Genomic DNA, 22,335 nt, shown 5'->3' with positions numbered 1-22,335 from the left:
CGCCATTTTTTCTGCATATCAATTCCCAAGAGTATGCATATGGGCAAAAATGAGATCGCCACACCCTGTATCACTGAGTATACCTTAGCTCTGGAAATTATTAATAATAGAAGAAACCGGAGAGTGACAGAAGAGGGATAGAACAGGGTGTCGGTTTTCATGGGCGGCTGACACTTGAGGATGCTTTAATCAGAGATCGATATCTGGAAAGTCGGTAACTAAACCATCAATCCCCAAGTTTATAAATGCTTGCAGTTCTTGTTGCCAATCTCCGGAAAAATCGGGTAAAACAAACTGGGGTTCCTGGCGAAATGTCCAGACATTAACCGTTAAATTCAGATTGTGGCATCGATCGACTAAAGTTTGTCTACCGTTTGACCACAATAGTTGTTTCTGTAATCCTAGACCATTGGCATATTGGGTGATTTGGGTCAATTGGGGTAAACTCAGTAAGTCCTGATAGGTAACTGGATCGCCTTGCACCATACGATCGTAGGGTCGATCCTCAGCTTGTGCCATCAGTTGAATCAGCCGCAAGTTGGTTAAAGAGCGCAAATATTGCAAGTTTTCAATTTCAAAGGACAGAATTAAAATGGGGTCAGTGGAAAACTGATAACCTTGTGCTTGAAGCAATTCGATTAATGGCTCTTCAATGGATAAGCCTAGGCTGCGAAAATAATGGGAATGCTTGATTTCTATATAGAGATCGATCGGGCGTTGTACTTTCTGTTGGGTGACTTGATGCCAGTCCAAAACTTCAGATAGGGTTAAAATGGGAAACTGGAAATCATAATCAGAGGAGCGAAAACTGAAGGGTTCTTTTGCTTGTAAGGTTTTGATTTCTGCCCGCGTTAAATCTTCGGTAAACCAGCCCTCTAGGGTTTGTCCATAGATAGTTTTAGTCGTTCGATAATGGGATAATTCTCGATGGGTAATGATATCGGTGGTTTGGCTTAACTCGGAATCATGGCGCACCACTAACTCACCGTCTTTAGTGGGGACAATATCTAATTCTATAGCCTCTGCACCTTGGGCGATCGCCAACTCATAAGCCGCTAGTGTATGCTCTGGGCGATATCCGCTCGCTCCCCGATGGGCAATGATCGCTGGTTTTGACATGCTAAAAATCCCCTACCCTGTAATTTCCTCAATCCACTCTAACAAGGCTTGATTCACCTGTTGCGGTTGTTCATCATAAACACAATGTCCTGCTTGTTCAATCTCTACCAACTGAGCCTGGGAATTTTGCACGACAAGCTCGCGAGCTTGTCGAATCGAAAAAATGGGGTCTTGCTTTCCCCAAACGAGCAAGACTGGCATTTTAAGCTGGGGAAACACTCGCCCCACATGGGGGGTATACTCCCGATTATTTTTCGATAAGAACAAGCGAGAGAGAACATCCACCGATCCGGGATCTTGGGGCGGTGTTGCAAAACTTTCCACTAGCTGTTCATCCACCAGATCCTTATTCACATAAACCGATCGCAACCCTTGACGCACAAAGGGCACTAATAAAGGGGGATAAAACAGGAGATGAAATAGGGGAGTCAGCAGAAACCGGGGCGTTAGGATTCCTTCTAGGGAAGCCAGACTCGCTTGTACTTTAGATTGATATAACTCTTCGCGGGAAGGGGGAACGGTAAACAACACTAATCCTTGTACCATTTCTGGATAAGTATCGGCGATCGCCAGTGCCACCGAACCCCCCAAAGAATGCCCTGCTAAAATTACCGGGCGCTTAATCCACTTGCGCCAAAATTCATACACTTGAGCCATCCATAACGGCGATCCATAGCGCTCTGGAGCCTTTTGAGACGCACCAAACCCCAATAAATCTAAAGCATAAACCGAATGCGATTCACTTAGGGGCTTGAGGTTATAGCGCCATTGGGCAAAACTAGAACCAAACCCATGTAACAACACAATGGGAATTGCCTCCAAGCGCGATAAACTGCGAATATAAGTGTAGCGAATACGCCATCCTCGCCATACCCAAGTCCGTTGTGCCCCAATGGATTGATTCACAGATTTCACATAAAAAACTTTAGCAGGGTGGACAGGAGAATAAGTTATTCATTCAACAATTAGTTGACCGATCGCTAGCCTTAGCATCGTAGCGCGTCTAGAATATTCTGGTTAGGTGACTTGGGTTCAGCATTGCCATACCCATTCTCCATTACCCATTTACCCATTACCTCCTGGGCATGTCAATCAAGTTTAATCTCGGAATTCTCTATGCCGTTTTGGCCTATGGAGCGTGGGGTCTATTTCCCCTATACTGGAAATTGTTTGGATCTGTACCTGCGGTTGAAATCCTCTGTCATCGGATGATTTGGTCAGCACTCCTGCTATTGGGGGTGTTGACAATACAGAAGCGATTGATCGAAATAAAGCGCTTATGGCGATCGCCAAAAACTTTGGCCATCTTAGTCGGTACGGCTGCCCTGATCTCCCTGAACTGGGGGATTTATATCTATGGGGTGAATACCGATCGCGTTTTGGAAGCGAGTTTAGGGTATTTTATTAATCCCCTCTTTAGTATTTTTCTCGGCTGTGTCTTTCTGGGAGAGCGGCTCAATATTTGGAAACTGATTGCCGTCATCCTGGCTATTGTTGGAGTCGGGAATCTGATCTGGGAACTTGGACAAGTGCCCTTGATTGCGATCGGGTTAACCATCACGTTCGGATTATACGGACTTATCCGTAAAGTTGCAGCCCTCAAAGCCATACCGGGATTAACCATTGAAACCCTACTGATGACCCCTATTGCCCTTGCTCTAGTTCTGCATTGGGCAAAAAGTGGCTCCGGTAACTTTGGTCTTTCCTTACCGGTTACTCTCCTATTTATTGGTTGTGGAATAGTTACCTCTTTCCCCTTAATTTGGTTTAATTTAGCTGCCCAAAAATTGCACCTCTCAACCCTAGGCTTTCTGCAATATATCGGTCCAACTTGTCAACTCATTTTAGCGGTTTTTGTCTACCATGAACCCTTCACTCGCACCCATGTCATCTCCTTTGGATTCATTTGGGCAGCCCTAGTCATTTATTCCATCAATTCCCTATTTCAGATCGTGGGAGCATCGAAAGCTCGTGAATCCTGAATCATTGATTTTGAACCCGTTTCCTGATAAGCTAGGGAGACAACAGATGTTTATAAACGGGAGATGCCACCTTATAAAGATTTCTTAGTCTGTGGAGTGAGTACCCAACTCAATCAACACGTAACGGGTTTCGATACTATCATTGACTCTAACGATCTTGATTTTGCCACCAGCGGCTTACGAAGTAATTCTTTAATTCGTTTGGGATTTCTGGCGGTCATCCCTCGTCAGCAAATTATCGGTTCTATTGGCAAAATATCATCGGAAAGACACCAAAAATTATTGAAAACTTTAAGTGATTATCTGGTCAATTCCCTGTAGTGAATAGCCGATTCGATGATTATACCCTTTCTGTTAACCTCATTTACAACCTGGAAACCTCACCAGAATAGTAATTCCTCGGACGATCTCCTCGAACAGATAGGTCAATCTTATCCCTATCCAGAACGGTTATCGTTACTCAGAAAGCTGCCTGTGGACTCCCCATCGGCGATCGCCCAAACCCTATTTCATTTGCACAGCACTCAGCCCGCTTGGGTGCTGTGTTGTGGAATGGCAGAAAAACGCGATCGCCTCAGTATTGAATCGAAGGCAACACAAAAGGATAAAATTTTACGACCAGCGATCGACCTTGAACTGCTGATTAGGGGTCTGGATTGGGTTTACATTAGCGATTATGCGGGGCGATTTGTCTGTGAAGATCTATACTATGGAGTCCTACAGGAGATTAACACTCTTAATCTCCCCACTCGCGCTCTATTTATCCATGTTCCGATTCTCCATCCAGACAATGAAAAGCCAATCATCAACTCTTTTGTAGAGATTCTGCATCGCTTGGAATGCCAATAAAATCTTCCTACAGCATTTTTTGGAGCGTTTAAAAGCGAGTTTATCCTATTGCCTCCTCCCCTAACATGAAGTCACAGATTGTAAAGTATATCTACAAGCTCTTCCCAAACTCTGCCCTCATCAGGTAAGACAAGATTAGATTCAGTGAAGGAAGAGAACATGTCCCGTCATTGCTCCATGCTCGGAATGAGACACCTGCGCCAATTGCATCGTGCCGTTGGCCAGTATTACCGTAAACATAGGGTGTTAGTATTCATCTTGCTGTTTATGCTGACACTAACGGGATGTAGATTGGCTGGAGTGAGATCCGGAACTCAACCCCTTCCAAGCGTTTCGCCCCTTCCCTTCGCGACTCCCCCAGCTTGGATCGAGAGCATCAACCCCACCGAAGAAGCTAAACCCCTCAATCAAATTAATGTTATTTTCACCGATCCCCTTATTCCCCTGGAAAGTCTCGACTCTCCCCAACAACAAAACCTGCTGAATAAATTTGAAATTACGCCGAGAATACCGGGAACTTTTCGCTTTTTAACCCCTCGAATGGTTGGGTTTCAAGCCGATCGCGCCCTCCCCTTAGCCACCCGGGTGCAAGTAACGCTCAAACAAGGCTTAAAAGACCTCAACAACCATGAATTAGACCGAGATTTTGCCTGGACATTTAACACTCCTCCCATTCAGCTCTCCAACCTTCCCGGAACGACAATCGATCGCAATGGGGAACCGGAAACAGTGGATATTCAGCCCCAACTGAAATTCACCTCTAATGTAGCTTTAGACCTCAATTCCTTAGCCGAACATACCCGGTTAGTGTCTGCGGGGAGCGATCGCGACATTCCCCTAAACATTGCCCTGGATGAAAACAGCGATCGCAATAATCCGCAAACCGCCTTCGATCCCTCCCAACAACAGTACGATTACACGATTACGCCCGAAAAACAACTCGAAAAAAATACCCCCTACAGCCTAGAAATTTCCGCCGGACTGCAACCCGCGAACGGTAACTTAGCTAGCGAAATCCCCTTTTCCAGTCAATTTAAAACCTACAATTCCCTCAACTTCGACGAACTCGAAGCAACCGGAAAACCAGGACCAGGTGGAACCTATGGACGCTTTGTTAAAGGGAGTCCCCAACTGAGATTTAATAATCCCTTGGTGGCCGAATCTGCTGTTAATAATATTAGCATTAATCCTCCGCCCCCACCGAACGCACCAGCCTTGGTTCAATTCACCTATGAACCCAATTTGATCCAGCTTAATCCTTGGGCTTTAGAACCCGACACGAATTATACGATCACCATTGGTGCGGACTTAGAGGATAAATTCGGACAGAAACTCGATAATCCCGTCAGCTTGCAATATGAGACCGGTAATGTAGCCGCAGATCTCTGGGTACAAACAGGATTAAATATTTTACCTAACACTGAAAATCTACAACTGGATATTTCCACCGTTAACCTTCCCGATGGGGAATATCAAGCCGCATTTCGTCGCCTGGAACCGACAGATTTAGTCTATGTGGATTCCGCCTATCCCCAGGGAAATGGCAACGATATTTTACCTTCAGATCGTCAATGGCAATCCTATAAAGTTTCTGGCAAACAAAATCAAACGATTATTAATTCAGTCAACTTAAAATCCGAATTAGGCGGTGAATCTGGACTCTTAGCCTATGGAGTCAAAGCGAGAACTAATCCCTATGAAGACAATGGGGAACCGCGATGGAATACGCCCAAATATTACGGCTTAGTCGCACTGACGAACTTGGGTGTCTTTGCCCAATGGTTTCCAGAGTCGGGTTTAGTGCTCGTGAATCACCTGGATAATGGGCAAGCTGTTCCTGGCGCTACGGTGGAGATTTATCCATCGAAATTAGGAGCAAAATCGAGACCAACACCCCAAGCTTGCGCCAAGGGAAAAACGGACGATTTAGGATTACTACAATTAACCGCCCAAGACTTGCGAACTTGTATGGGAGGCAGCCGTTTTTCCGAAGCGCCGGAATTGCTCGTAATTGCCAAAGAAGGTGAAGATTGGGCGTTTACGCGCACTGAATCCTATAGTGGGGCTTATGGATATGGGATTTATACCGATTGGGAAGACACAAAACCCGTTTCGAGGGGGACAATTTTTTCCGATCGCCAGCTCTATCAACCAGGAGAAAAAGCTGCTTTTACCGGAGTAGCCTACTATCTCGAACAAGGAGACCTAAAAACTGACGCGCGAGCCAATTATCGGGTAAAAATTCAAGACCCCAAAGGCAATGAAACGGACTTGGGAACCTATCAAACTAATCAATTTGGTACGTTTTCTGTTGAGTTTCCCTTAGAACAAACTCAGGAAGTCGGCGAATATCTCATTGACGCTCAAGGGAGTCGCGGAATCACCTTAACCGGTAACTTTCAGGTGGCTGAATTTAAGCCACCGAACTTTAAGGTCGAAGTTTCCTTAAATCAAGAAGTAGCACAACCCGGTGATTCTATCTCGGCTACAACGAGCAGTACTTATTTATTTGGCGCTCCCGTCATTGGGGGCAATGCCGAATATTATGTCACTCGTGGGCAAACCCAGTTTACGCCCCAGCAGTGGCAAGGGTATAGTTTTGGCCCCCAGTGGTTTTGGCCGGAAGAAGCGCCAGTCGTAGAAACAGAAGTGTTGCAAACTCGGAAAACCCTAGATGATGGGGGCGCAGGAATACAGCGGTTTACCCTAGATCGGGATCTGCCTTATCCGATGACCTATCAAGTGGATGTATCGGTCTCTGATGTGTCGAACTTGTCGGTGAGTGATTCGCAAACCCTGACCGTATTACCCAGTGCCAATGTCATTGGTTTAAAGAGTAACTTTGTAGCGGATGCGGGGCAAGCATTTCCTGTGGAAGTGGTAGTTACGGATGCTCAAGGCAATGCCAAAGCAGGAGAGCGGGTGAGACTAGAGTTACAGAAAATGACCTATTCTAGCGTAACCCGTGTAGTCGAAGGGGGACGGAGCGATCGCACCCAAGTCGAGTATGAAACCGTTGGCGAAACCACTGTCAGATCCGATCAAACCCCCACCACGGCTGAACTCACGCCCCCGGACTCCGGTTCCTATCGCATCCGCGCTAACTTTGCGGGAAGTCAAAAGAGTGCCACTGCCACAGACTTGCAAATTTGGGCGACGGGAGGCAGTGGCGTACGTTGGGGTCGAGCTGATGAAGATAAACTAGAAATTAAACTCGACAAAGAGACGTACAAGCCTGGAGATACGGCAACCGCACTCATTCAATCTCCCTACGAACAAGGGCAACTCTACTTTGCCATTGTCCGCGATAAACCCCTGTTCCAAGCCCTGCAACCGGTTCAAGGCGGGGCCCCTCAAGTGCAGTTTGAAGTCACGCCAGAGATGTTACCCAATGCCGCATTTGAGGCAGTTTTGGTGCGTCAAGGAGAGTCGTTGGAGGCAGCAGCAACCGAGAACCTAGATAACTTGGTCAAAATCGGGTTTGCGCCTTTTCAGATTGATTTGAGCGATCGCCTTCTTACCGTTGACGTTAGCCCATCCAATGCCCAACTGCAACCGGGACAATCCCAAACCCTACAACTGCAACTCAGGGATAATACAGGTTCGCCAGTAGCGGGAGAACTCACCGTCATGGTCGTCAACGAAGCCATCTTACAACTGAGTGGCTATCGCGCCCCCAACCTCCTCGACACCGTATACGCCGAGCAACCCATTTCCACCCGGTTTAGCGATAACCGTCCCGATGTCGTCTTGCAACCCCAAGCCTCTCCCTTAGCTAAAGGTTGGGGGTATGGCGGTGGATTTTCTGCCGGAGGAGCCGACACCCGCACCCGTCGAGACTTCCAACCCCTAGCCTATTACAACAGTTCTGTCCTCACCAATAACCAAGGACAAGCCAGCGTCACGTTTACTTTACCCGATGACCTAACTACCTGGCGGGTGATGGTGGTTGCCAAAGATGGTAATCTGCGCTTCGGCAATGGAGAAACCACCTTTATCACCAGTCAGCCGATCCTCACTAATCCCATTTTGCCCCAATTTGTCCGACCTGGCGATCGGATCAATGCCGGTCTTTCCATCACCAATACCACGGAAAAGACCGGTAAAATAGACATTATTGGCTCTGTAACGGGAGGGTTAACCTTTGAATCTACCAACAACAGTATGGACTCCCGCCAAGTGAGAGTGAACGAGGGAACCCTCGGCGAACGGTTCCCTCTGGCGGTCAAGGAAGCAGGGACAGTGACTTTTGCAACTAATTTTAATGGTGAACCTGTGGATGCCTTTGAAGTCCCCTTAGAGGTTAAACCCCTACAAATCACTGAGCGTGTGGTTGAGTCGGGAACCAGCACCAATACGGTCACGCTACCGGTGAATGTAGCTCCCGATACGGCAATAGATACAGGAGGATTAGACATTAACCTCGCCAGTACCTTAATCCCCCAAATTCTCGCCCCGGCTCAACAGGTGTTTGCCGACAACCCCCTCCCGTTTGCTGAACCTATGGCGAGTCAATTGCTTATTGCAGCCAGTTTGCAACGCTTAAGCCGTCAATATGGGCAAGCGGCGAATGCCTTTAACCTCCCCCAAAAAACCAGTGAAGCTCTCAATCAACTCGCCAGTCTGCAACGAGAAGATGGCGGATTTAGTAGCTATCCAGGAGTTCGCCAGTCTAACCCTTATCTTACGCCCTACGTGGCCGAGGCGATCGCCCAAGCCTCGAATGCAGGATTTTCCCCGGACGGTATCCAAGTTGACCCACTCAAATCCTATCTGCGAGACCGGTTAGCCGACCCCGAAAATGAGGATTTCTGTACCTCTGCTCTCTGTAAGAATACCCTGCGCCTAGAAACCCTGATCGCCTTAGCTGCGTGGGGAGATGTGCGAAATGAGTTCCTCTCAGATATCTACAGCGTCCGGACTGAATTCGATCCGGTGACGCAGATTAAATTAGCTCGCTATTTGTCCAATTTCCCTGAATGGAGGACAGAGAGCCAAAGCCTGTTTAATCAAATTCGCGAGTCCATCTATCAGACGGGACGCAGTGCAACGGTAAATTTACCGGAACGCTATCAATGGTTATCTTCTGCAACCATGGCTCAAGCAGAAGCCTTGCGCCTGTTCATTGCTCAAGATGCTTCTCCCGCAGAAACGGGACGCTTGTTAACCAGTCTTCTCTCTTTGCGTCGTAATGGCACTTGGGGCAGTACTTATAATAATGCCCAGGCCCTTGATGCTTTGGTCGCTTACGCGCAAACCGAAAGCACGCCCCCCAATTTTGGTGTTGGAGTCACCTTCGCTGGCGAAAATCTGGGCCAGACTCAGTTTCAAGGCTATCAGAATTCCACCTGGAATTTGAGCGTCCCCATGGCTCAGTTGCCCAAGGGAAATAGCGATCTGGTGTTAGAAAAATCTGGCGATGGAAATCTGCATTACTTAGTGTCCTATGGCTATCGCTTAACCGGCGAGCAACCGGGACGCTTAAATGGTCTGCGAGTAGTGCGTCAGGTGCGCCGAGCGAATGAGGATGAGGTGTTGCGAACGACGGGACTCTACGATCTAGAGCGACCTTTTGAGGTAAAAGCTGGTCAAGTGTTTGACGTGGGCTTAGAAATTATTACCGATCGCCCTGTAGATCATGTGGTGATTACCGATCCTCTCCCGGCGGGTTTTGAGGCGGTAAATACAGAGTTTGAGACGGCCAACCGAGCCATTCAAGCAGATGCTGATAGCTGGGAAATTGATTACCAACAGGTGTATAAAGACCGAGTGGTGGCTTATGGCGATCGCCTCACCCCTGGGATCTATGAGGTTCATTATTTGGCGCGATCGGTTACCCCCGGTTCCTATCTTTGGCCGGGAGCCGAAGCTCATTTACAATATGCTCCAGAGGAGTTTGGCCGCAATGCATCGTCTACCTTGCTCATCAGTAGTAATTAACCTGAGTTTTGGATAAGCTGAAATCCTTATTCTATTGTTGTCTGTAATTCCCATTCCTTGGTCAAAGAAGCGATCGCTTAACATACATTTTTTGTATTATCTCATCGTCACTCTCACCAGAGGGAATTTGAATTGAGGATAGGGGGATTCCTAATTCTTCCTCATCCTCTTCATCAAGAGAATGCAAACGTTGATACTCATCCTGGGATAATTCTAAGTCTGCTTCCTCTTCACTTTTATACTTGTATCTATGTCCTGTCGGAGATAGAATTTCAGCCGTTCCATCTTCATATACTTGGATACGTGCCCAAACTAAATCTGGAAACTCTGTATCGGCAAGCCACCAAGTTTCTTTAAGAACAGTTGAATTCATTTCTCCTCCATATTTCTAATTAGAAAATGCCACAAACCGATCCCTACCCATCAGACCTTGATGATTGCGTAACCCAATGGTTTAAGATCGATCGCCTAATCTCAGAAATGTTCTGCCTTGATTTCCAACGCGATCGAGTGGATGAAACCATTAAAAAGATTGAGAGCGAACTTCAGAGAAAAGTACCGATCGCTTTGCAAAATTGGCTAGGATTTGCCCAAGCTTCCTGGCAACTTGAACCGAAAGGGTTCACATTCCGGGACTCTCTTGAAGTTAAAAGGATGAGAGATTGTGAATCTTATCAAATTCTGTGTCAAGCTGAACAAGATATGAGCTGGGCGGTTAAGTATTCCGATTTTGACCTTGAAGATCCTCCAGTTTATCTCTATTATCTCGATTTTGAATCACCCAAGCCTCGTTTTTTTGAAGCGGGTCAGTGGTCACCCACTATAGCCAGCTTTATGCTGGACTACCTTTTTACCTACACCACTTCTTGGCATGGTGGTTTCTCCATTGATTTGGAGAAAATAGATCTTTCAGTCATTGAACAGGAAACGGGAGCGCTTCACTCATTCGGTCATCTGAAGTGGAATTTTTGGAAAGGTATCTTACTCCATAAATCTCAACCCTATATATTTGAGGAAGAAGAAAATTGGGAGTGCGAAACTCTTCATATCGAGTTACTACAGCCTCAGAGCTTTAATGCTCTACCTGCCTCGATCCGACAGGCATTTTTTCAGGCAGGTTGTGTCTCCAATAACTTGATTGAATTGATTGATGTCCCCGACAAAATTCTAAGGAAATGACATGCTCCCGTGCCCTGAGCGGAGTCGAAGGGCACGGAGGAAGACCGAGGTTTAAATATCCAAATCAGCCAGATTTAATTTGGGCCCGTAGGTTTCGATAAACTCTCGACGGGGAGCCACCCGATCGCCCATTAACACGGTAAAAATACGGTCTGCCTCGGCTGCATCCTCAATTTCTACCCGTTTCATCATCCGGGTTTCCGGGTTCATCGTCGTATCCCACAACTGCTGAGGCATCATTTCACCCAACCCTTTAAACCGTTGGATATTGTAATTGGCGTTGTCAGGGAATTGGCGAATCTGCTCTTGCAATTCGCGATCGCTATAACAATAGTAATGCCGCTTGCCGCGCTCCAACTTATACAACGGCGGACAAGCAATATAGATATAGCCTTGGTCTACCAAATCCCGTTGATAGCGATAGAAAAAGGTTAACAGCAGGGTACGAATATGGGCCCCGTCCACATCCGCATCGGTCATAATCACGACTCGATGGTAGCGCAACTGTTCGGAATTAAACTCTTCTCCTTTAATGCCTAAACCCAGTGCGGTAATCAAGGATTGGATTTCATTATTCTTGTAAATTTTGGCATCGTCGGTTTTCTCGATATTCAAGATTTTACCGCGCAAGGGCAAAATCGCTTGAAAACGGCGATCGCGTCCTTGTTTTGCCGAACCGCCCGCACTATCTCCTTCAACCAAGAAAATTTCCGATTCTGCCGGATCTCTGGTACTACAATCTGCCAATTTACCCGGCAATGTCGAGCTTTCCAACACCGATTTCCGGCGTACCAATTCCCTGGCTCGACGCGCCGCTTCTGCTGCATTAAAGGCCTGAATCGCCTTTTCTAGAATTGCATCCCCCACTGCTGGGCGAAACTCCAGAAACTCATTCAAATATTCTCCCACCAGGGAATCCACAATTCCGCGTACTTCCGTGTTTCCCAGCTTGGTTTTCGTCTGTCCTTCAAATTCTGGATCGGGAACCTTAACTGAAATCACACCCGTTAAGCCTTCCCGGATATTTTCCCCCGCCAGATTAGCATTATTATCCTTCAACTTATTCCGTTTGCGAGCGATCGCATTCATCGTCCGCGTCAGCACCGTCTTCAACCCTTCCAAATGGGTTCCCCCATCAATGGTGCGAATATTATTGGCAAATCCCAACAAATTATCCGAATACGCATCCGTACACCACTGAAGCGCTACCTCCACCTGCACATCATTCTTCTCGGCATTCATATAAATGATTTCTTCGTGCAGAGGATTTTTTTCCCGATTAATATACGCCACATATTCTTGAATGCCCCCATCATACTTGTAGCTCTCCACCTTTGGCTCTGGTAAGCGATGGTCAGAAAACGTAATTTTCACCCCCGCATTCAGATACGCCAACTCCCGCAACCGACGGGATACCGTATCGTATTCAAATTCAATTCCCGTGGTAAAAATCTGCTCATCCGGGCGGAACTGAACAGACGTGCCGCTACGCGCTTCTTTCTGTTTAGTGGGAACTAATTCTGTTACCGGAACCCCCCGTTCGTAGCGTTGGGTATGACGAACTTTTTCCCGATAAACGGTCACCTCTACCCATTCGGAAAGAGCATTGACGACGGAAACCCCAACCCCATGTAACCCTCCAGACACCTTATATCCGCCGCCGCCAAACTTACCACCTGCGTGCAATACGGTCATCACAGTTTCCAAAGCGGACTTTCCTGTGCGAGGATGGATATCGGTGGGAATTCCTCGCCCATCATCGGCAACCGATACGGAACCATCGGCATTGAGGTCAACTTCAATATGGGTACAATATCCGGCTAGAGCCTCATCGATAGCATTGTCCACAACCTCGTACACTAGATGATGGAGTCCTCTAGGGCCGGTGGAACCGATATACATTCCGGGTCGTTTCCGAACGGGTTCCAATCCTTCGAGAACTTGAATCTGTTCGGCGCTGTAAGTGCTGGTCATGTGAAGCTATCTCCTGGTATACGGGCGATAAACGACCCGGTGAGCTAGTAAACGACAAAATACTCCAAAATTCTAGCACAAAAGGGTTATAGACTGCACTAAGGCAGTTTTATAAGAACTTTATGAGGGGGATGCACCTAGTGAAACCAGGACTGATTGCGATTTGCGGGCCGACGGCTACGGGAAAATCGAAATTGGCGATCGCCTTAGCGAAGCATTTGCAGACGGTCATTCTGGGGGCGGACTCGCGCCAAATTTACCGCGAGTTCGATATTGGTACAGCCAAACCATCTGCTGGCGAACTTCAGCAGGTTCCCCATTATCTAATTAATATCTGCAATCCACAAGAGGTGTTTACAGTTGCGGAGTATCAAGAGCAAGCACAAAGCCTCATTGAGCAGTTTCAGCAGCAAGGTAAAATTCCCCTATTAGTTGGTGGAACGGGGTTATATATTCGCTCCATTATCGCTGGAATGAAGATTCCTAGGGTTGCACCTCAGCCAGAATTGCGATCGCAACTTCAAGCACTTTCCCAACCTCAATGTTACGCCATGCTGCAACAAGTCGATCCCCAAGCCACCCAAAAAATCCATCCTAACGATGAGGTGCGTACCCTGCGCGCCCTAGAAGTTTTTTATGTCACCGGCATTCCCATTTCCGCTCAACAAGGAGAAAACCCACCCAGCTATCCCATCGTGCAAATTGGTTTAGACTGCTTTGAAGGAGAACATTTGCGCGATCGAATTGCCCAACGCACCGCCAAAATGATCGAGCATGGCTTAGTTGAAGAAGTGCAAAAACTCTGTGACAAGTATGGCTCAGACTTACCCTTACTCGAGACATTAGGCTATCGGGAAATCAAGCAATATTTAGCCGGAGAAATTGATTTAGAAACTGCTCAAGAATTAACCATTGTTCATACCCGCCAATTTGCCAAACGTCAGCGCACTTGGTTTCGATCCAATCCTCAGATCCAATGGTTCGATTCTGAAGATCCAGAGTTAGTTAAAAAAGTGATAGAATGGATTGAAAAGAATTAGAATTATGCCCAAAATAATAAACCCAGAACAACTATTTATGACTTATTTTCAGAAAAATGAAGTCGATCGACTGAACGAACTCGATCAACAGGGTGAACTACTTCAATTTCGCAATCAAGTAACACGACATAATTTCTTATACTTTAGTCCTTTAATGCTCGATCGACTTAGGGAGGGTTTGGATATTCGAGCCATTTTACTGTATTGGCCACCTCGTCGGACACCTCCTCAAGAGTCCGATGGTAAACATCTGTACTATTTATATTGGTGTAATGGAGAAGATCTAGATCTTGTGGATAAAAAAGTTGACAAAAATACATTTGGTGATGAAGATTTTAGATACTCTGTAGTCACTCGAAACAACTCTAAAACAATATGCTTTGAATGCAATTACATATGGGATACATTAGTTGCAGAATCACAGTGGTATGGGTATAAAAATGGAGTAGGTAGAGTAAAATCTTTGCTAAATTCATTTGAATGCTGTCCTAGTTGTGGAAAGACATTCAGAATACCAGTTGTCAAAACTTTTGGACTAACCCTCAATCAAGATGAATTAAAACGCCAATTAAAATTAGATTAAGATAACCAATGCTGAGGATCAACTGGTTGCAGCAGGGTATTCTAGATAAATTCCTGCACGGCTAACGGCCTCATCTGATAGTAGAGGTACATCGGGTTTGACACAAGCTGCAAAGGTATCGGTAAGCTGTTTAACCCTTGAATTAAACGCTTCAATACTAGTAGGAGTTGGAGGTTGGCTTAAAAGGCGATCGCGCCAGCGATGCGGAGCATTATCGCGCTCTTCTAGAAGTTGCAAAGCAGCTTGAACGACTTCATCAGCAGTTGAGTAGCGATCGCTTTTGAGTTTTTCGAGGATAGCGCGATGGGTTTCTGGTTTTAAGACTATAGTCATGATTCTTAACTACCGACTTTGACTTCTTCTAATGATAGCGCAGACTATTGTCATCGGAAAGAGCGATCTCAGTCGATGCTACACTTAGAGTGAAGTCTATCGGATAAGACCTATTCTATTGCTATTCTAAGTCGCAAAATTTCACTACCCAATCAAGATCCAGCCGAATGAAAATATCATTTGATTTAGATGACACGCTCATTTGTTGGCAATTACATTCAAGATATGAGCCTAATGCAGTTCCACTCTTATTGAGATTATGGTTTAATGAACCTTTGCGATTTGGGACTTGCAATCTCATCAGACAACTCAAAAAAGAGAGACATGAAATATGTGTTTACACAACTTCATATCGTTCTCTTATTTATATACGTTTATTCTTCTGTTTTTATGGCATTCATATAAAAGAAGTGATTAATCAAAAAGTTCACGATCTGTATTTCCAGAAATATAAAATTTATCCTTATCCCAGCAAAAATCCCAAAGCATTTGGCATAGATCTTCATGTCGATGATTCTGAAGGAGTTCAATTAGAAGCAGCACAGTATGATTTCAAGGTGGTTATCATATCTCCCCTAGATAATAACTGGGCAAAAAAAGTTCTGGATGCCGTAAGAAAATTTGAAAGAGAGTTCAATTTGGTTGGTTTTGGGAAACCGTGATAAGACGACAATCGACTAACGTCATTGTAGTTAATGCTAAACTAGATCAAATCTATCGGGTAAGAAAATGACAGAAATTACTACAACAGAATTACCAGAAACCTTACAAAATCTACTGATAGAAGTTGAACAGACAAAAATTCCGCTCACGATTCTTCATGAAGGAAAACCCTTAGCCATTGTTTATCCTGCCACTAACCCAATTGAACGTCCGAGCTTTGGCGTAATCAAAGGTACGGGTGAAATTTTAGGAGATATCATTGAGCCAGTTGCTGAAGCTTGGGATGTTTTGGCATGAAAATTTTGCTCGATACCCATATTTGGATTTGGTACTTACTCGGCGATCAACGATTACCCATACACATGCAAACGGTAATTGCCGATCCCAAAACTCAACTCTGGCTGAGTCCGATTAGTATTTGGGAAACGCTTGTTTTATCAGAAAAAGGACGAATTTCTTTACAACCTGATGCTAATACATGGGTGGATTTCGCTTTACAGTCCCTACCCACTCATGAGGCAAAACTCAATTATGCCATTGCTATTCTCAGTCGCAAGATTGCAGTCCGTCATCAAGATCCAGCCGATCGATTTATTGCTGCGACAGCTCTTCAGTATGGATTAACATTGGCTACAGTTGATGCTCATCTGACAGGACATTCATGGTTGCCAACCCTTTGATTTGAAGATATCATTAGTATCAACAAGATAAATCAGAGATTATGGGTGTTCTTGATAAATTCCCGCACAGCTAACCGCGTTGTGGAAGTTACTATCGGAAGGGTTGGAATCAGACACGATTGTTGGGTTTATTATTCTTGTGATTGTCTAGTCTTCAGGTCTTCAAGAGCATTGCCAAGAGCTTCTGCTGCTGCTTCTTGACCTTTTTTAGCTTGGCGTTGAATGTCTTCGCGAGTGAGGTAACCTTGAGCTTCTTTGTGACTATTTTTAAGGGATTCTAAGCGATGTTGCATGGCGATCGCCTGGTCAAAGTTGCGTATGATTAATGCGGGAGTATGAGGATTGAGATCTCTGACGCGAATGCGGTGCGCTCTAACCAATTCAGAAATCGACGCTGTTCCCGGAAGTTGCTGGCGCTCGATTTTGGGAAATGGCGAGCTATTGTCAAAACCTTTAGTATTAGACGTAGTCAGAAATGTTCCATCTTCAAATTCAGATTCTAAGTCTACAGTTTTACCGCCTTTGGGCGCTAAACCGATCGCCTGAAGGGCTTTGACTAATAAGGGTAAAGGAAAATGAAAAATTCCAGCTACCGTACGGCGATCGCGACTGAGCATCACCCGAATCAAAACACGGGGTTGGCTTCGGTTGGCTTTAGAGATCGTCAGATCTTCCATATCTGCCAGTTTCTCAAAACCTAAGCGTTCTAATTGCCTTTGTGTCTGCTTATAAAACTTCAAATCGAGATGGGAAAAATCTCCAGCATCAACCCGCACAAATTCATGGTGCTGAGAGTAGATTTTCTTCTGATAATCTAGTAATTCTTGGGCAGCTTCATTGGGAGATAGAGTCGAGCGACTTGCATTTTGCAACATCAACCAACCCATGATGAGCGTCCAGATACTACCGGAAATGGGAATACCAAACACAACCAGTGGAACATTCAGCAGGGAGAGCATACCGATCGCCACACCGAAACCACCAATGATCTGTCCCATACGACTGGCAAACACCGCACCGCGCTTCGGTTTACCCGTAATTTTCCACACCACCGCCTTGAGGATATGGCCTCCATCCAGGGGCAAACCGGGAATTAGGTTAAAAAGGCCTAAAACCAGGTTAATGTAGGCTAGAAAGCCAAAAATGAGAGCTAAGGGGGCACTCAAGGGAACGGCGATACTGGCTATGGCAGTCAACAGTACAATTACAGTAAACAGACCAAAGAGGATTAAATTTACTCCAGGACCGGCGATCGCCACCCAAAAGGCTGCACTAGGAGTTTTTGCTTCTTTCTCAAAAGTCGCTAGTCCCCCAAACAGAAATAACGTAATAGATTTAACTCCCATCCCCTGACGCATAGCCACCAGACTATGACCGAGTTCGTGGGCTAAAACGGAAGAAAAGAGCAGAAAAGCAACTCCTAAGCCTAAAATCCAAGGTAAAGCTACACCCAGTTGGGGAAACGCATAACTTAGGGTAGCTGCATAGTTGAACGTCACTAAACCGACAATCAGAAACCAGGATGGATGAATATAGAAGGGAATACCAAAAAGACTGCCCACACGAATATTGCCGTTCATTAAGATACCTCTGATTTTAAGATTGCATCGCATTGGGGGAAACGTAGCCTTGAGTATATTTTCATCTGAATATCCACTAATTTCTGATTAATGTAGGCTAGAAATGCCAAAATCAAGGTTAAACGAAGACTCAGGGGAGTAGGCATAGCTATGATAATCAACCATGCTATGACCATCAACAGACCAAAGAGGATTAAATTGACCGCAGGACTTGCGATCGCCACCCAGAAAGCTTCACTAGGTGTTTGCGGTACATTTTCATTGATTACCTGGACTTGATATCAATACTTGTTGGGAAAATAATCCATATCTCATACCAAATCCGGATAGTATCACTGACCAAGGAATTGTAGTCCAGCGATCGCGAGTGGGTTCAGAAACCCGTTTTGCCGCTTCACCAATAATTGAAAGTCTCCGAATTATCGCATCTTACAATTGTAAATCAGTCACTAAATCTTCCCGCGATCGCCTAGAAATATATTCTCTCACGATTTCTGCCGATTGCAACATATCAAGCAAAGATTGAACACCCCGTTCTATAAATCACCTGTGCAGAAGATAGAATAGCTTGGCGACGCATAGTATGCTTCTGTTTACCAAAAAGGGGGAGTTGTTAGACTCCCCCTTGAAACTTGGCCTTAAGATTCAGGAGAAACCCAAGGGCAAGGCAATGATGAATCCGCTTTTAGTAAGCAAGACCCATGCTGCGGGTGGTTTCCGCGCCTAAGTAAACCCGGATACTTAAAAAGTCAGTAGGACAAGCGGTTTCACAGCGCTTACAGCCCACACAGTCTTCTGTGCGAGGGGAAGAAGCGATCTGTCCGGCTTTGCATCCATCCCAAGGAACCATTTCTAGCACATCTAAGGGACAAGCACGTACACACTGGGTACAACCAATGCAGGTATCGTAGATTTTTACTGAATGAGACATTGAATAATAACTCCCAACAACAGTTTGATAGTGATATGCTCTCACACTTATCAACAAAGGATAAGGTGTAGACAGCCCAGTCAGTTCTAGATGGTTCTAGAATGCCAACCAAGTAGTTGAGAACGGAATGCTTTAGCCGCTCTATGGTTTGACCCGTTTAAGTTAGTCCAGTGTTATACCGGATCAAAGCTTAGTTTAGCGCAGGGGTTCAACTCAAAGAAACAAAAGGATGAGAAACTTTAAACAACTTGACAATTAGCGATCGCCAAAACCCGAAGGAAAAATTGCTCAATCTCTTGTTAAAACTAGGATAGAGGCGGATTGTCTACCATCGGCCTAAAATGGATGGCGATCGAGATTTCCCTCCAAGAGTCAAATTTTGGTGATAAAGCGCGATATACTCCTGTCGGTAGTCTGGTTGATTAGTCATGGTAGCAGTAGCAATCTTAGCGGCAGGACGGGGAACTCGAATGAAATCGGAGTTACCCAAAGTCTTACATCCCCTAGGAGGACGGTCTTTAGTTCAACGAGTACTTGAGAGTTGTCACCTCATTTCTCCCGTGCGTCAGTTTGTGATTGTGGGATATCGGGGGGATCTGGTTCAGGACTCTCTTACGGATGTACCGGGATTGGAGTTTGTCACCCAAAGTCAACAGTTGGGAACCGGTCATGCAGTTCAGCAGGTTCTACCCTATTTAGAAGGATTTACCGGGGATTTACTGGTGCTTAATGGGGATGTGCCCTTATTACGACCAGAAACGATTAGTCATTTACTGGCAACCCATAAGAGCGAAGGCAATGGCGCGACGATTTTAACCGCCCAGCATCCCCATCCCAAAGGATATGGGCGAGTCTTTTCGGATAGCGATAATCTGCTGCAACAAATTGTCGAAGATCGGGATTGTACGACAGCTCAACGGCAAAATCGGCGGATTAATGCGGGAGTCTATTGCTTTAATTGGCCGCAACTGGCCCAGGTTTTACCTCAATTAAAGTCAGAGAATGACCAGCAAGAGTATTATTTAACCGATGCAGTCAATTATTTAGACCGGGTGATGACCTTAGATGTGGAGGATTACCAGGAGATTTTAGGGATTAATGACCGTAAACAGTTGGCAACAGCCCATCAGATTCTGCAAGACCGGATTAAGGAGGAGTGGATGAAGGCGGGGGTAACGTTGATCGATCCCGATAGTATTACCATTGATGATACGGTACAGATTGGTTCGGATGTGGTAATTGAACCGCAAACTCACCTTCGTGGAAACACGGTGATTGGGTCGGGTTGTCGGATTGGGCCAGGGAGTTTGATTGAGAATAGTGAGATTGGGGAACAGGTGACGATTCTTTATTCGGTGATTAGTGAGAGCTGCGTAAAATCTAGTACGAGAATTGGCCCCTATGCTCATTTGAGAGGGCAGGCCGAGATTGGAGCCGGTTGTCGGGTGGGTAATTTTGTGGAGATTAAGAAGTCCCAAGTGGGCGATCGCACGAATATAGCCCATTTGTCCTATATTGGAGATGCCCAACTCGGTCAACAGGTGAATGTGGGTGCCGGCACGATTACGGCCAATTATGATGGCTATCAAAAGCATAAAACGGTAATTGGCGATCGCACGAAAACCGGTTCTAATAGTGTCCTAGTCGCTCCCATTACCATCGGTGAAGATGTCACCATTGGAGCCGGATCGGTGGTCACCAAAGATGTCCAAAATGATGCTCTAGTTGTCGCCCGCGCTCCCCAAAAAGTGCGTCCCGGATGGCGACCGAAGGGGGTTTCTAAGGATGAAGAGATGGGGGGATAGGGGGACACGGAGACACGGAGACACGGAGACACGGAGACACGGAGACATGGAGACATGGAGACATGGAGACACGGAGACACGGGGACACGGAGACACGGGGACATGGAGACACGGGGACATGGAGACATGGAGACACGGGGACACGGAGACACGGGGACACGGGGACATGGAGACACGGAGACATAGAGACATGGAGACATGGAGACATGGATATTTTCCCCATTCCCCATTCCCCATTCCCTAGCACGAAGCACTTAACTAAACACTTGGAACATCTCAGATAAAACTGTGTTAGAAAAGAGGAAGCCTTCTGGATCGCTCAGAGAGATCTGACCTGTTGAAGGTAAGGGTTGTCCAGGAAGCCAAGGTTGTCCATTCGGGGTGTTGAGGTTAATCCATCCTTGTTGATAGTAGGGATACCAACTTGGACTCAACTGTTGCAAAGGAGGATAACCAAATTGATGGGTTAAGGTCTTTAAAGATAGACCTTCTGCAAGCCGAAGACCGAGCATCAGAGTTTCTAGAAACTTTTCGGTGGACGAGAGAGGAGGAGTGTCCATCACTCCCCCATCTTGCAGCCATTGATAGTAAGTTTTTCGGGTGCGGGGTCGAATAAATCGGATACCATCAATGTAACTAGCCGCTCCCATACCCCAGCCATAGTAGGGCTGGTTGCGCCAATAGACACGGTTGTGGCGACAGTGATATCCGTGGCGAGCGTAGTTAGAAATTTCATAGTGATCGTAACCAGCTTGCCTTAAGATTTGGGAAGTTAAGCGATAGAATTGGGCACTACTGTCATCGCTGGGAAGGATTAGTTTTCCTGCTTCATAGCGCCGCTCAAAGACAGTCATTGGTTCGACAATCAGGTCATAGATGGAGAGGTGGGGCGGGGAAATATCGAGGACGATTTGTAGGGTTTTTTGCCATTGTTCAGAGGTCTGCTCGGGTAAACCAGAGATCAGGTCTATACTGAAGTTATCAACAGATGCTTGATGGAGGAGATCGATCGCCTGATAAATTTCGTGGACAGTATGCGATCGCCCACAAAGTTTTAAAAGGTGCTCATCAAAGGACTGTACACCTAAACTAATCCGATTGACTCCTAGAGCGAGAAAACCTTGTAACTTTTTGAGATCGAAGGTTCCGGGGTCAATTTCCATGGAAATTTCGGCAGTGGAGGTTAACCCAAAGTGGCGATCGAGGGTGGTTAACAGTTGCTCGAGTTGACTGACACTGAGCAAGGATGGGGTTCCCCCCCCAAAAAACACCGTCTCTAAGGATGAACCGCGAGGGGGAGTCTGTTCAATTTCAGAAATTAAGATCTCGATATAGTGAGACATGGCTGGGGAATTGTCTCCCCAACGGCGATCGCCCACCACAGAAATGGCAAAATCACAGTAGAAGCAGCGACGACGACAAAAGGGAATGTGAAGATAAGCTGAACGGGGCATAACTAAAGATTGTTCTTGATGCTCCATGAGACCTTTCACCCCAGTTCGGTTTGCCGTCTTATGGATCGACAGCCTTGTGTATCGTTAAACTAAGCCGAAGGGTCACCCCTCCGACTCGTCTTCAAAACCGGACGTGAGACTTTCACCTCATCCGGCTCCTCAACTGGACAATTCTTGTCATGAACACATCCAATACTACCATCTTTTGCTGTCTTGGTGTCGT

General features: G+C 46.0%; 18 protein-coding genes and 1 pseudogene. 11 read left to right on the top strand and 8 right to left on the bottom strand.

What is annotated here, in order from left to right; translation table 11 throughout:
* Nucleotides 1–189 precede the first annotated feature (189 nt).
* Nucleotides 190–1,119, bottom strand: a complete 930-nt coding sequence (locus J7545_RS14585; protein WP_318700375.1) for a glycerophosphodiester phosphodiesterase family protein — start codon at nucleotides 1,117–1,119, stop codon at nucleotides 190–192.
* A gap of 12 nt (nucleotides 1,120–1,131) precedes the next feature.
* The gene (locus J7545_RS14580; protein ID WP_318719755.1) at nucleotides 1,132–2,025 is read right to left on the bottom strand and encodes an alpha/beta fold hydrolase; all 894 of its coding nucleotides are present in this window, start codon (nucleotides 2,023–2,025) and stop codon (nucleotides 1,132–1,134) included.
* Nucleotides 2,026–2,204: 179 nt separating this feature from the next.
* Here J7545_RS14580 and rarD point away from each other — a divergent pair, with 179 nt between their 5' ends.
* The 4 genes from rarD to J7545_RS14560 all read left to right on the top strand — a co-directional run bounded on the left by rarD (nucleotide 2,205) and on the right by J7545_RS14560 (nucleotide 9,890).
* Nucleotides 2,205–3,101 (top strand): EamA family transporter RarD, encoded by an 897-nt coding sequence (gene rarD / locus J7545_RS14575; protein ID WP_318700377.1) that lies wholly within the window; start codon nucleotides 2,205–2,207, stop codon nucleotides 3,099–3,101.
* A 63-nt stretch (nucleotides 3,102–3,164) separates the two neighbouring features.
* On the top strand, nucleotides 3,165–3,422 hold the full coding sequence (locus tag J7545_RS14570) for a hypothetical protein (protein ID WP_318700378.1): 258 nt from the start codon (nucleotides 3,165–3,167) through the stop codon (nucleotides 3,420–3,422).
* A 15-nt stretch (nucleotides 3,423–3,437) separates the two neighbouring features.
* Nucleotides 3,438–3,950, top strand: coding sequence for a peptidase C15 (locus tag J7545_RS14565; RefSeq protein ID WP_318700379.1), 513 nt, complete (start codon nucleotides 3,438–3,440; stop codon nucleotides 3,948–3,950).
* A 159-nt stretch (nucleotides 3,951–4,109) separates the two neighbouring features.
* Entirely contained in the window at nucleotides 4,110–9,890 is a 5,781-nt protein-coding gene (locus tag J7545_RS14560; RefSeq protein WP_318700380.1) for an alpha-2-macroglobulin, read from the top strand.
* A gap of 61 nt (nucleotides 9,891–9,951) precedes the next feature.
* On the opposite strand, the gene J7545_RS14555 is transcribed toward J7545_RS14560, so the two are convergent.
* A complete protein-coding gene (locus tag J7545_RS14555; RefSeq protein WP_318700381.1) occupies nucleotides 9,952–10,263 on the bottom strand; it encodes a hypothetical protein in 312 nt (103 codons plus the stop codon).
* A gap of 26 nt (nucleotides 10,264–10,289) precedes the next feature.
* Between J7545_RS14555 and J7545_RS14550 the strand changes: the two genes are divergently transcribed.
* Nucleotides 10,290–11,069 (top strand): hypothetical protein, encoded by a 780-nt coding sequence (locus J7545_RS14550; protein ID WP_318700382.1) that lies wholly within the window; start codon nucleotides 10,290–10,292, stop codon nucleotides 11,067–11,069.
* Between the two features lie 51 nt (nucleotides 11,070–11,120).
* Here the strand turns inward: J7545_RS14550 and gyrB are convergent, their stop codons facing one another.
* Entirely contained in the window at nucleotides 11,121–13,043 is a 1,923-nt protein-coding gene (gyrB, locus tag J7545_RS14545; RefSeq protein WP_318700383.1) for a DNA topoisomerase (ATP-hydrolyzing) subunit B, read from the bottom strand.
* Nucleotides 13,044–13,174: 131 nt separating this feature from the next.
* On the opposite strand from gyrB, the gene miaA reads away from it, so the two are divergent.
* Both miaA and J7545_RS14535 read left to right on the top strand, forming a co-directional pair.
* On the top strand, nucleotides 13,175–14,083 hold the full coding sequence (gene miaA / locus J7545_RS14540; protein ID WP_318700384.1) for a tRNA (adenosine(37)-N6)-dimethylallyltransferase MiaA: 909 nt from the start codon (nucleotides 13,175–13,177) through the stop codon (nucleotides 14,081–14,083).
* Nucleotides 14,084–14,120: 37 nt separating this feature from the next.
* The gene (locus tag J7545_RS14535) at nucleotides 14,121–14,666 is read left to right on the top strand and encodes a hypothetical protein (protein WP_318700385.1); all 546 of its coding nucleotides are present in this window, start codon (nucleotides 14,121–14,123) and stop codon (nucleotides 14,664–14,666) included.
* Between the two features lie 18 nt (nucleotides 14,667–14,684).
* Here the strand turns inward: J7545_RS14535 and J7545_RS14530 are convergent, their stop codons facing one another.
* Entirely contained in the window at nucleotides 14,685–14,999 is a 315-nt protein-coding gene (locus J7545_RS14530) for a type II toxin-antitoxin system ParD family antitoxin (protein WP_318700386.1), read from the bottom strand.
* Nucleotides 15,000–15,166: 167 nt separating this feature from the next.
* Between J7545_RS14530 and J7545_RS14525 the strand changes: the two genes are divergently transcribed.
* The 3 genes from J7545_RS14525 (at nucleotide 15,167) to J7545_RS14515 (ending at nucleotide 16,342) form a co-directional block, all read left to right on the top strand.
* Nucleotides 15,167–15,661 carry a hypothetical protein gene (locus J7545_RS14525; RefSeq protein ID WP_318700387.1) on the top strand — a complete coding sequence of 165 codons (495 nt, stop codon included), beginning with the start codon at nucleotides 15,167–15,169 and terminating at the stop codon, nucleotides 15,659–15,661.
* Nucleotides 15,662–15,728: 67 nt separating this feature from the next.
* Entirely contained in the window at nucleotides 15,729–15,959 is a 231-nt protein-coding gene (locus J7545_RS14520; protein WP_318700388.1) for a hypothetical protein, read from the top strand.
* Nucleotides 15,956–16,342, top strand: a complete 387-nt coding sequence (locus J7545_RS14515; protein ID WP_318700389.1) for a type II toxin-antitoxin system VapC family toxin — start codon at nucleotides 15,956–15,958, stop codon at nucleotides 16,340–16,342. The genes J7545_RS14520 and J7545_RS14515 overlap by 4 nt, the downstream gene beginning before the upstream one ends.
* Nucleotides 16,343–17,193: 851 nt before the next feature.
* On the opposite strand, the pseudogene J7545_RS24095 reads toward J7545_RS14515, so the two are convergent.
* A pseudogene (locus J7545_RS24095) lies at nucleotides 17,194–17,922 on the bottom strand (site-2 protease family protein); the annotation flags it as partial.
* Nucleotides 17,923–18,607: 685 nt separating this feature from the next.
* The gene (gene psaC / locus J7545_RS14505; protein WP_012307203.1) at nucleotides 18,608–18,853 is read right to left on the bottom strand and encodes a photosystem I iron-sulfur center protein PsaC; all 246 of its coding nucleotides are present in this window, start codon (nucleotides 18,851–18,853) and stop codon (nucleotides 18,608–18,610) included.
* 428 nt (nucleotides 18,854–19,281) lie between these two features.
* Between psaC and glmU the strand changes: the two genes are divergently transcribed.
* Nucleotides 19,282–20,658, top strand: a complete 1,377-nt coding sequence (gene glmU, locus J7545_RS14500; RefSeq protein ID WP_318700391.1) for a bifunctional UDP-N-acetylglucosamine diphosphorylase/glucosamine-1-phosphate N-acetyltransferase GlmU — start codon at nucleotides 19,282–19,284, stop codon at nucleotides 20,656–20,658.
* Between the two features lie 254 nt (nucleotides 20,659–20,912).
* Here glmU and hemW read toward each other — a convergent pair whose 3' ends face one another.
* Entirely contained in the window at nucleotides 20,913–22,139 is a 1,227-nt protein-coding gene (gene hemW, locus J7545_RS14495) for a radical SAM family heme chaperone HemW (RefSeq protein ID WP_318700392.1), read from the bottom strand.
* Between the last annotated feature and the right edge of the window lie 196 nt (nucleotides 22,140–22,335).

Origin of the sequence: Roseofilum sp. SBFL (assembly GCF_017746885.1) — a bacterium.
In the GTDB taxonomy this organism is placed as follows: domain Bacteria; phylum Cyanobacteriota; class Cyanobacteriia; order Cyanobacteriales; family Desertifilaceae; genus Roseofilum.
Note: the sequence above shows the minus strand (reverse complement) of the source record. Positions and strands in the feature narration are given on the sequence as shown.

What these genes read in the sequence shown, in the direction of transcription:
- J7545_RS14585 (WP_318700375.1), bottom strand. Translation starts at nt 1,119, where the DNA reads ATGTCAAAACCAGCGATCATTGCCCATCGGGGAGCGAGCGGATATCGC.
- rarD (WP_318700377.1), top strand. Translation starts at nt 2,205, where the DNA reads ATGTCAATCAAGTTTAATCTCGGAATTCTCTATGCCGTTTTGGCCTAT.
- J7545_RS14570 (WP_318700378.1), top strand. Translation starts at nt 3,165, where the DNA reads ATGCCACCTTATAAAGATTTCTTAGTCTGTGGAGTGAGTACCCAACTC.
- J7545_RS14565 (WP_318700379.1), top strand. Translation starts at nt 3,438, where the DNA reads ATGATTATACCCTTTCTGTTAACCTCATTTACAACCTGGAAACCTCAC.
- J7545_RS14560 (WP_318700380.1), top strand. Translation starts at nt 4,110, where the DNA reads ATGTCCCGTCATTGCTCCATGCTCGGAATGAGACACCTGCGCCAATTG.
- J7545_RS14555 (WP_318700381.1), bottom strand. Translation starts at nt 10,263, where the DNA reads ATGAATTCAACTGTTCTTAAAGAAACTTGGTGGCTTGCCGATACAGAG.
- J7545_RS14550 (WP_318700382.1), top strand. Translation starts at nt 10,290, where the DNA reads ATGCCACAAACCGATCCCTACCCATCAGACCTTGATGATTGCGTAACC.
- gyrB (WP_318700383.1), bottom strand. Translation starts at nt 13,043, where the DNA reads ATGACCAGCACTTACAGCGCCGAACAGATTCAAGTTCTCGAAGGATTG.
- miaA (WP_318700384.1), top strand. Translation starts at nt 13,175, where the DNA reads ATGCACCTAGTGAAACCAGGACTGATTGCGATTTGCGGGCCGACGGCT.
- J7545_RS14535 (WP_318700385.1), top strand. Translation starts at nt 14,121, where the DNA reads ATGACTTATTTTCAGAAAAATGAAGTCGATCGACTGAACGAACTCGAT.
- J7545_RS14530 (WP_318700386.1), bottom strand. Translation starts at nt 14,999, where the DNA reads ATGACTATAGTCTTAAAACCAGAAACCCATCGCGCTATCCTCGAAAAA.
- J7545_RS14525 (WP_318700387.1), top strand. Translation starts at nt 15,167, where the DNA reads ATGAAAATATCATTTGATTTAGATGACACGCTCATTTGTTGGCAATTA.
- J7545_RS14520 (WP_318700388.1), top strand. Translation starts at nt 15,729, where the DNA reads ATGACAGAAATTACTACAACAGAATTACCAGAAACCTTACAAAATCTA.
- J7545_RS14515 (WP_318700389.1), top strand. Translation starts at nt 15,956, where the DNA reads ATGAAAATTTTGCTCGATACCCATATTTGGATTTGGTACTTACTCGGC.
- psaC (WP_012307203.1), bottom strand. Translation starts at nt 18,853, where the DNA reads ATGTCTCATTCAGTAAAAATCTACGATACCTGCATTGGTTGTACCCAG.
- glmU (WP_318700391.1), top strand. Translation starts at nt 19,282, where the DNA reads ATGGTAGCAGTAGCAATCTTAGCGGCAGGACGGGGAACTCGAATGAAA.
- hemW (WP_318700392.1), bottom strand. Translation starts at nt 22,139, where the DNA reads ATGGAGCATCAAGAACAATCTTTAGTTATGCCCCGTTCAGCTTATCTT.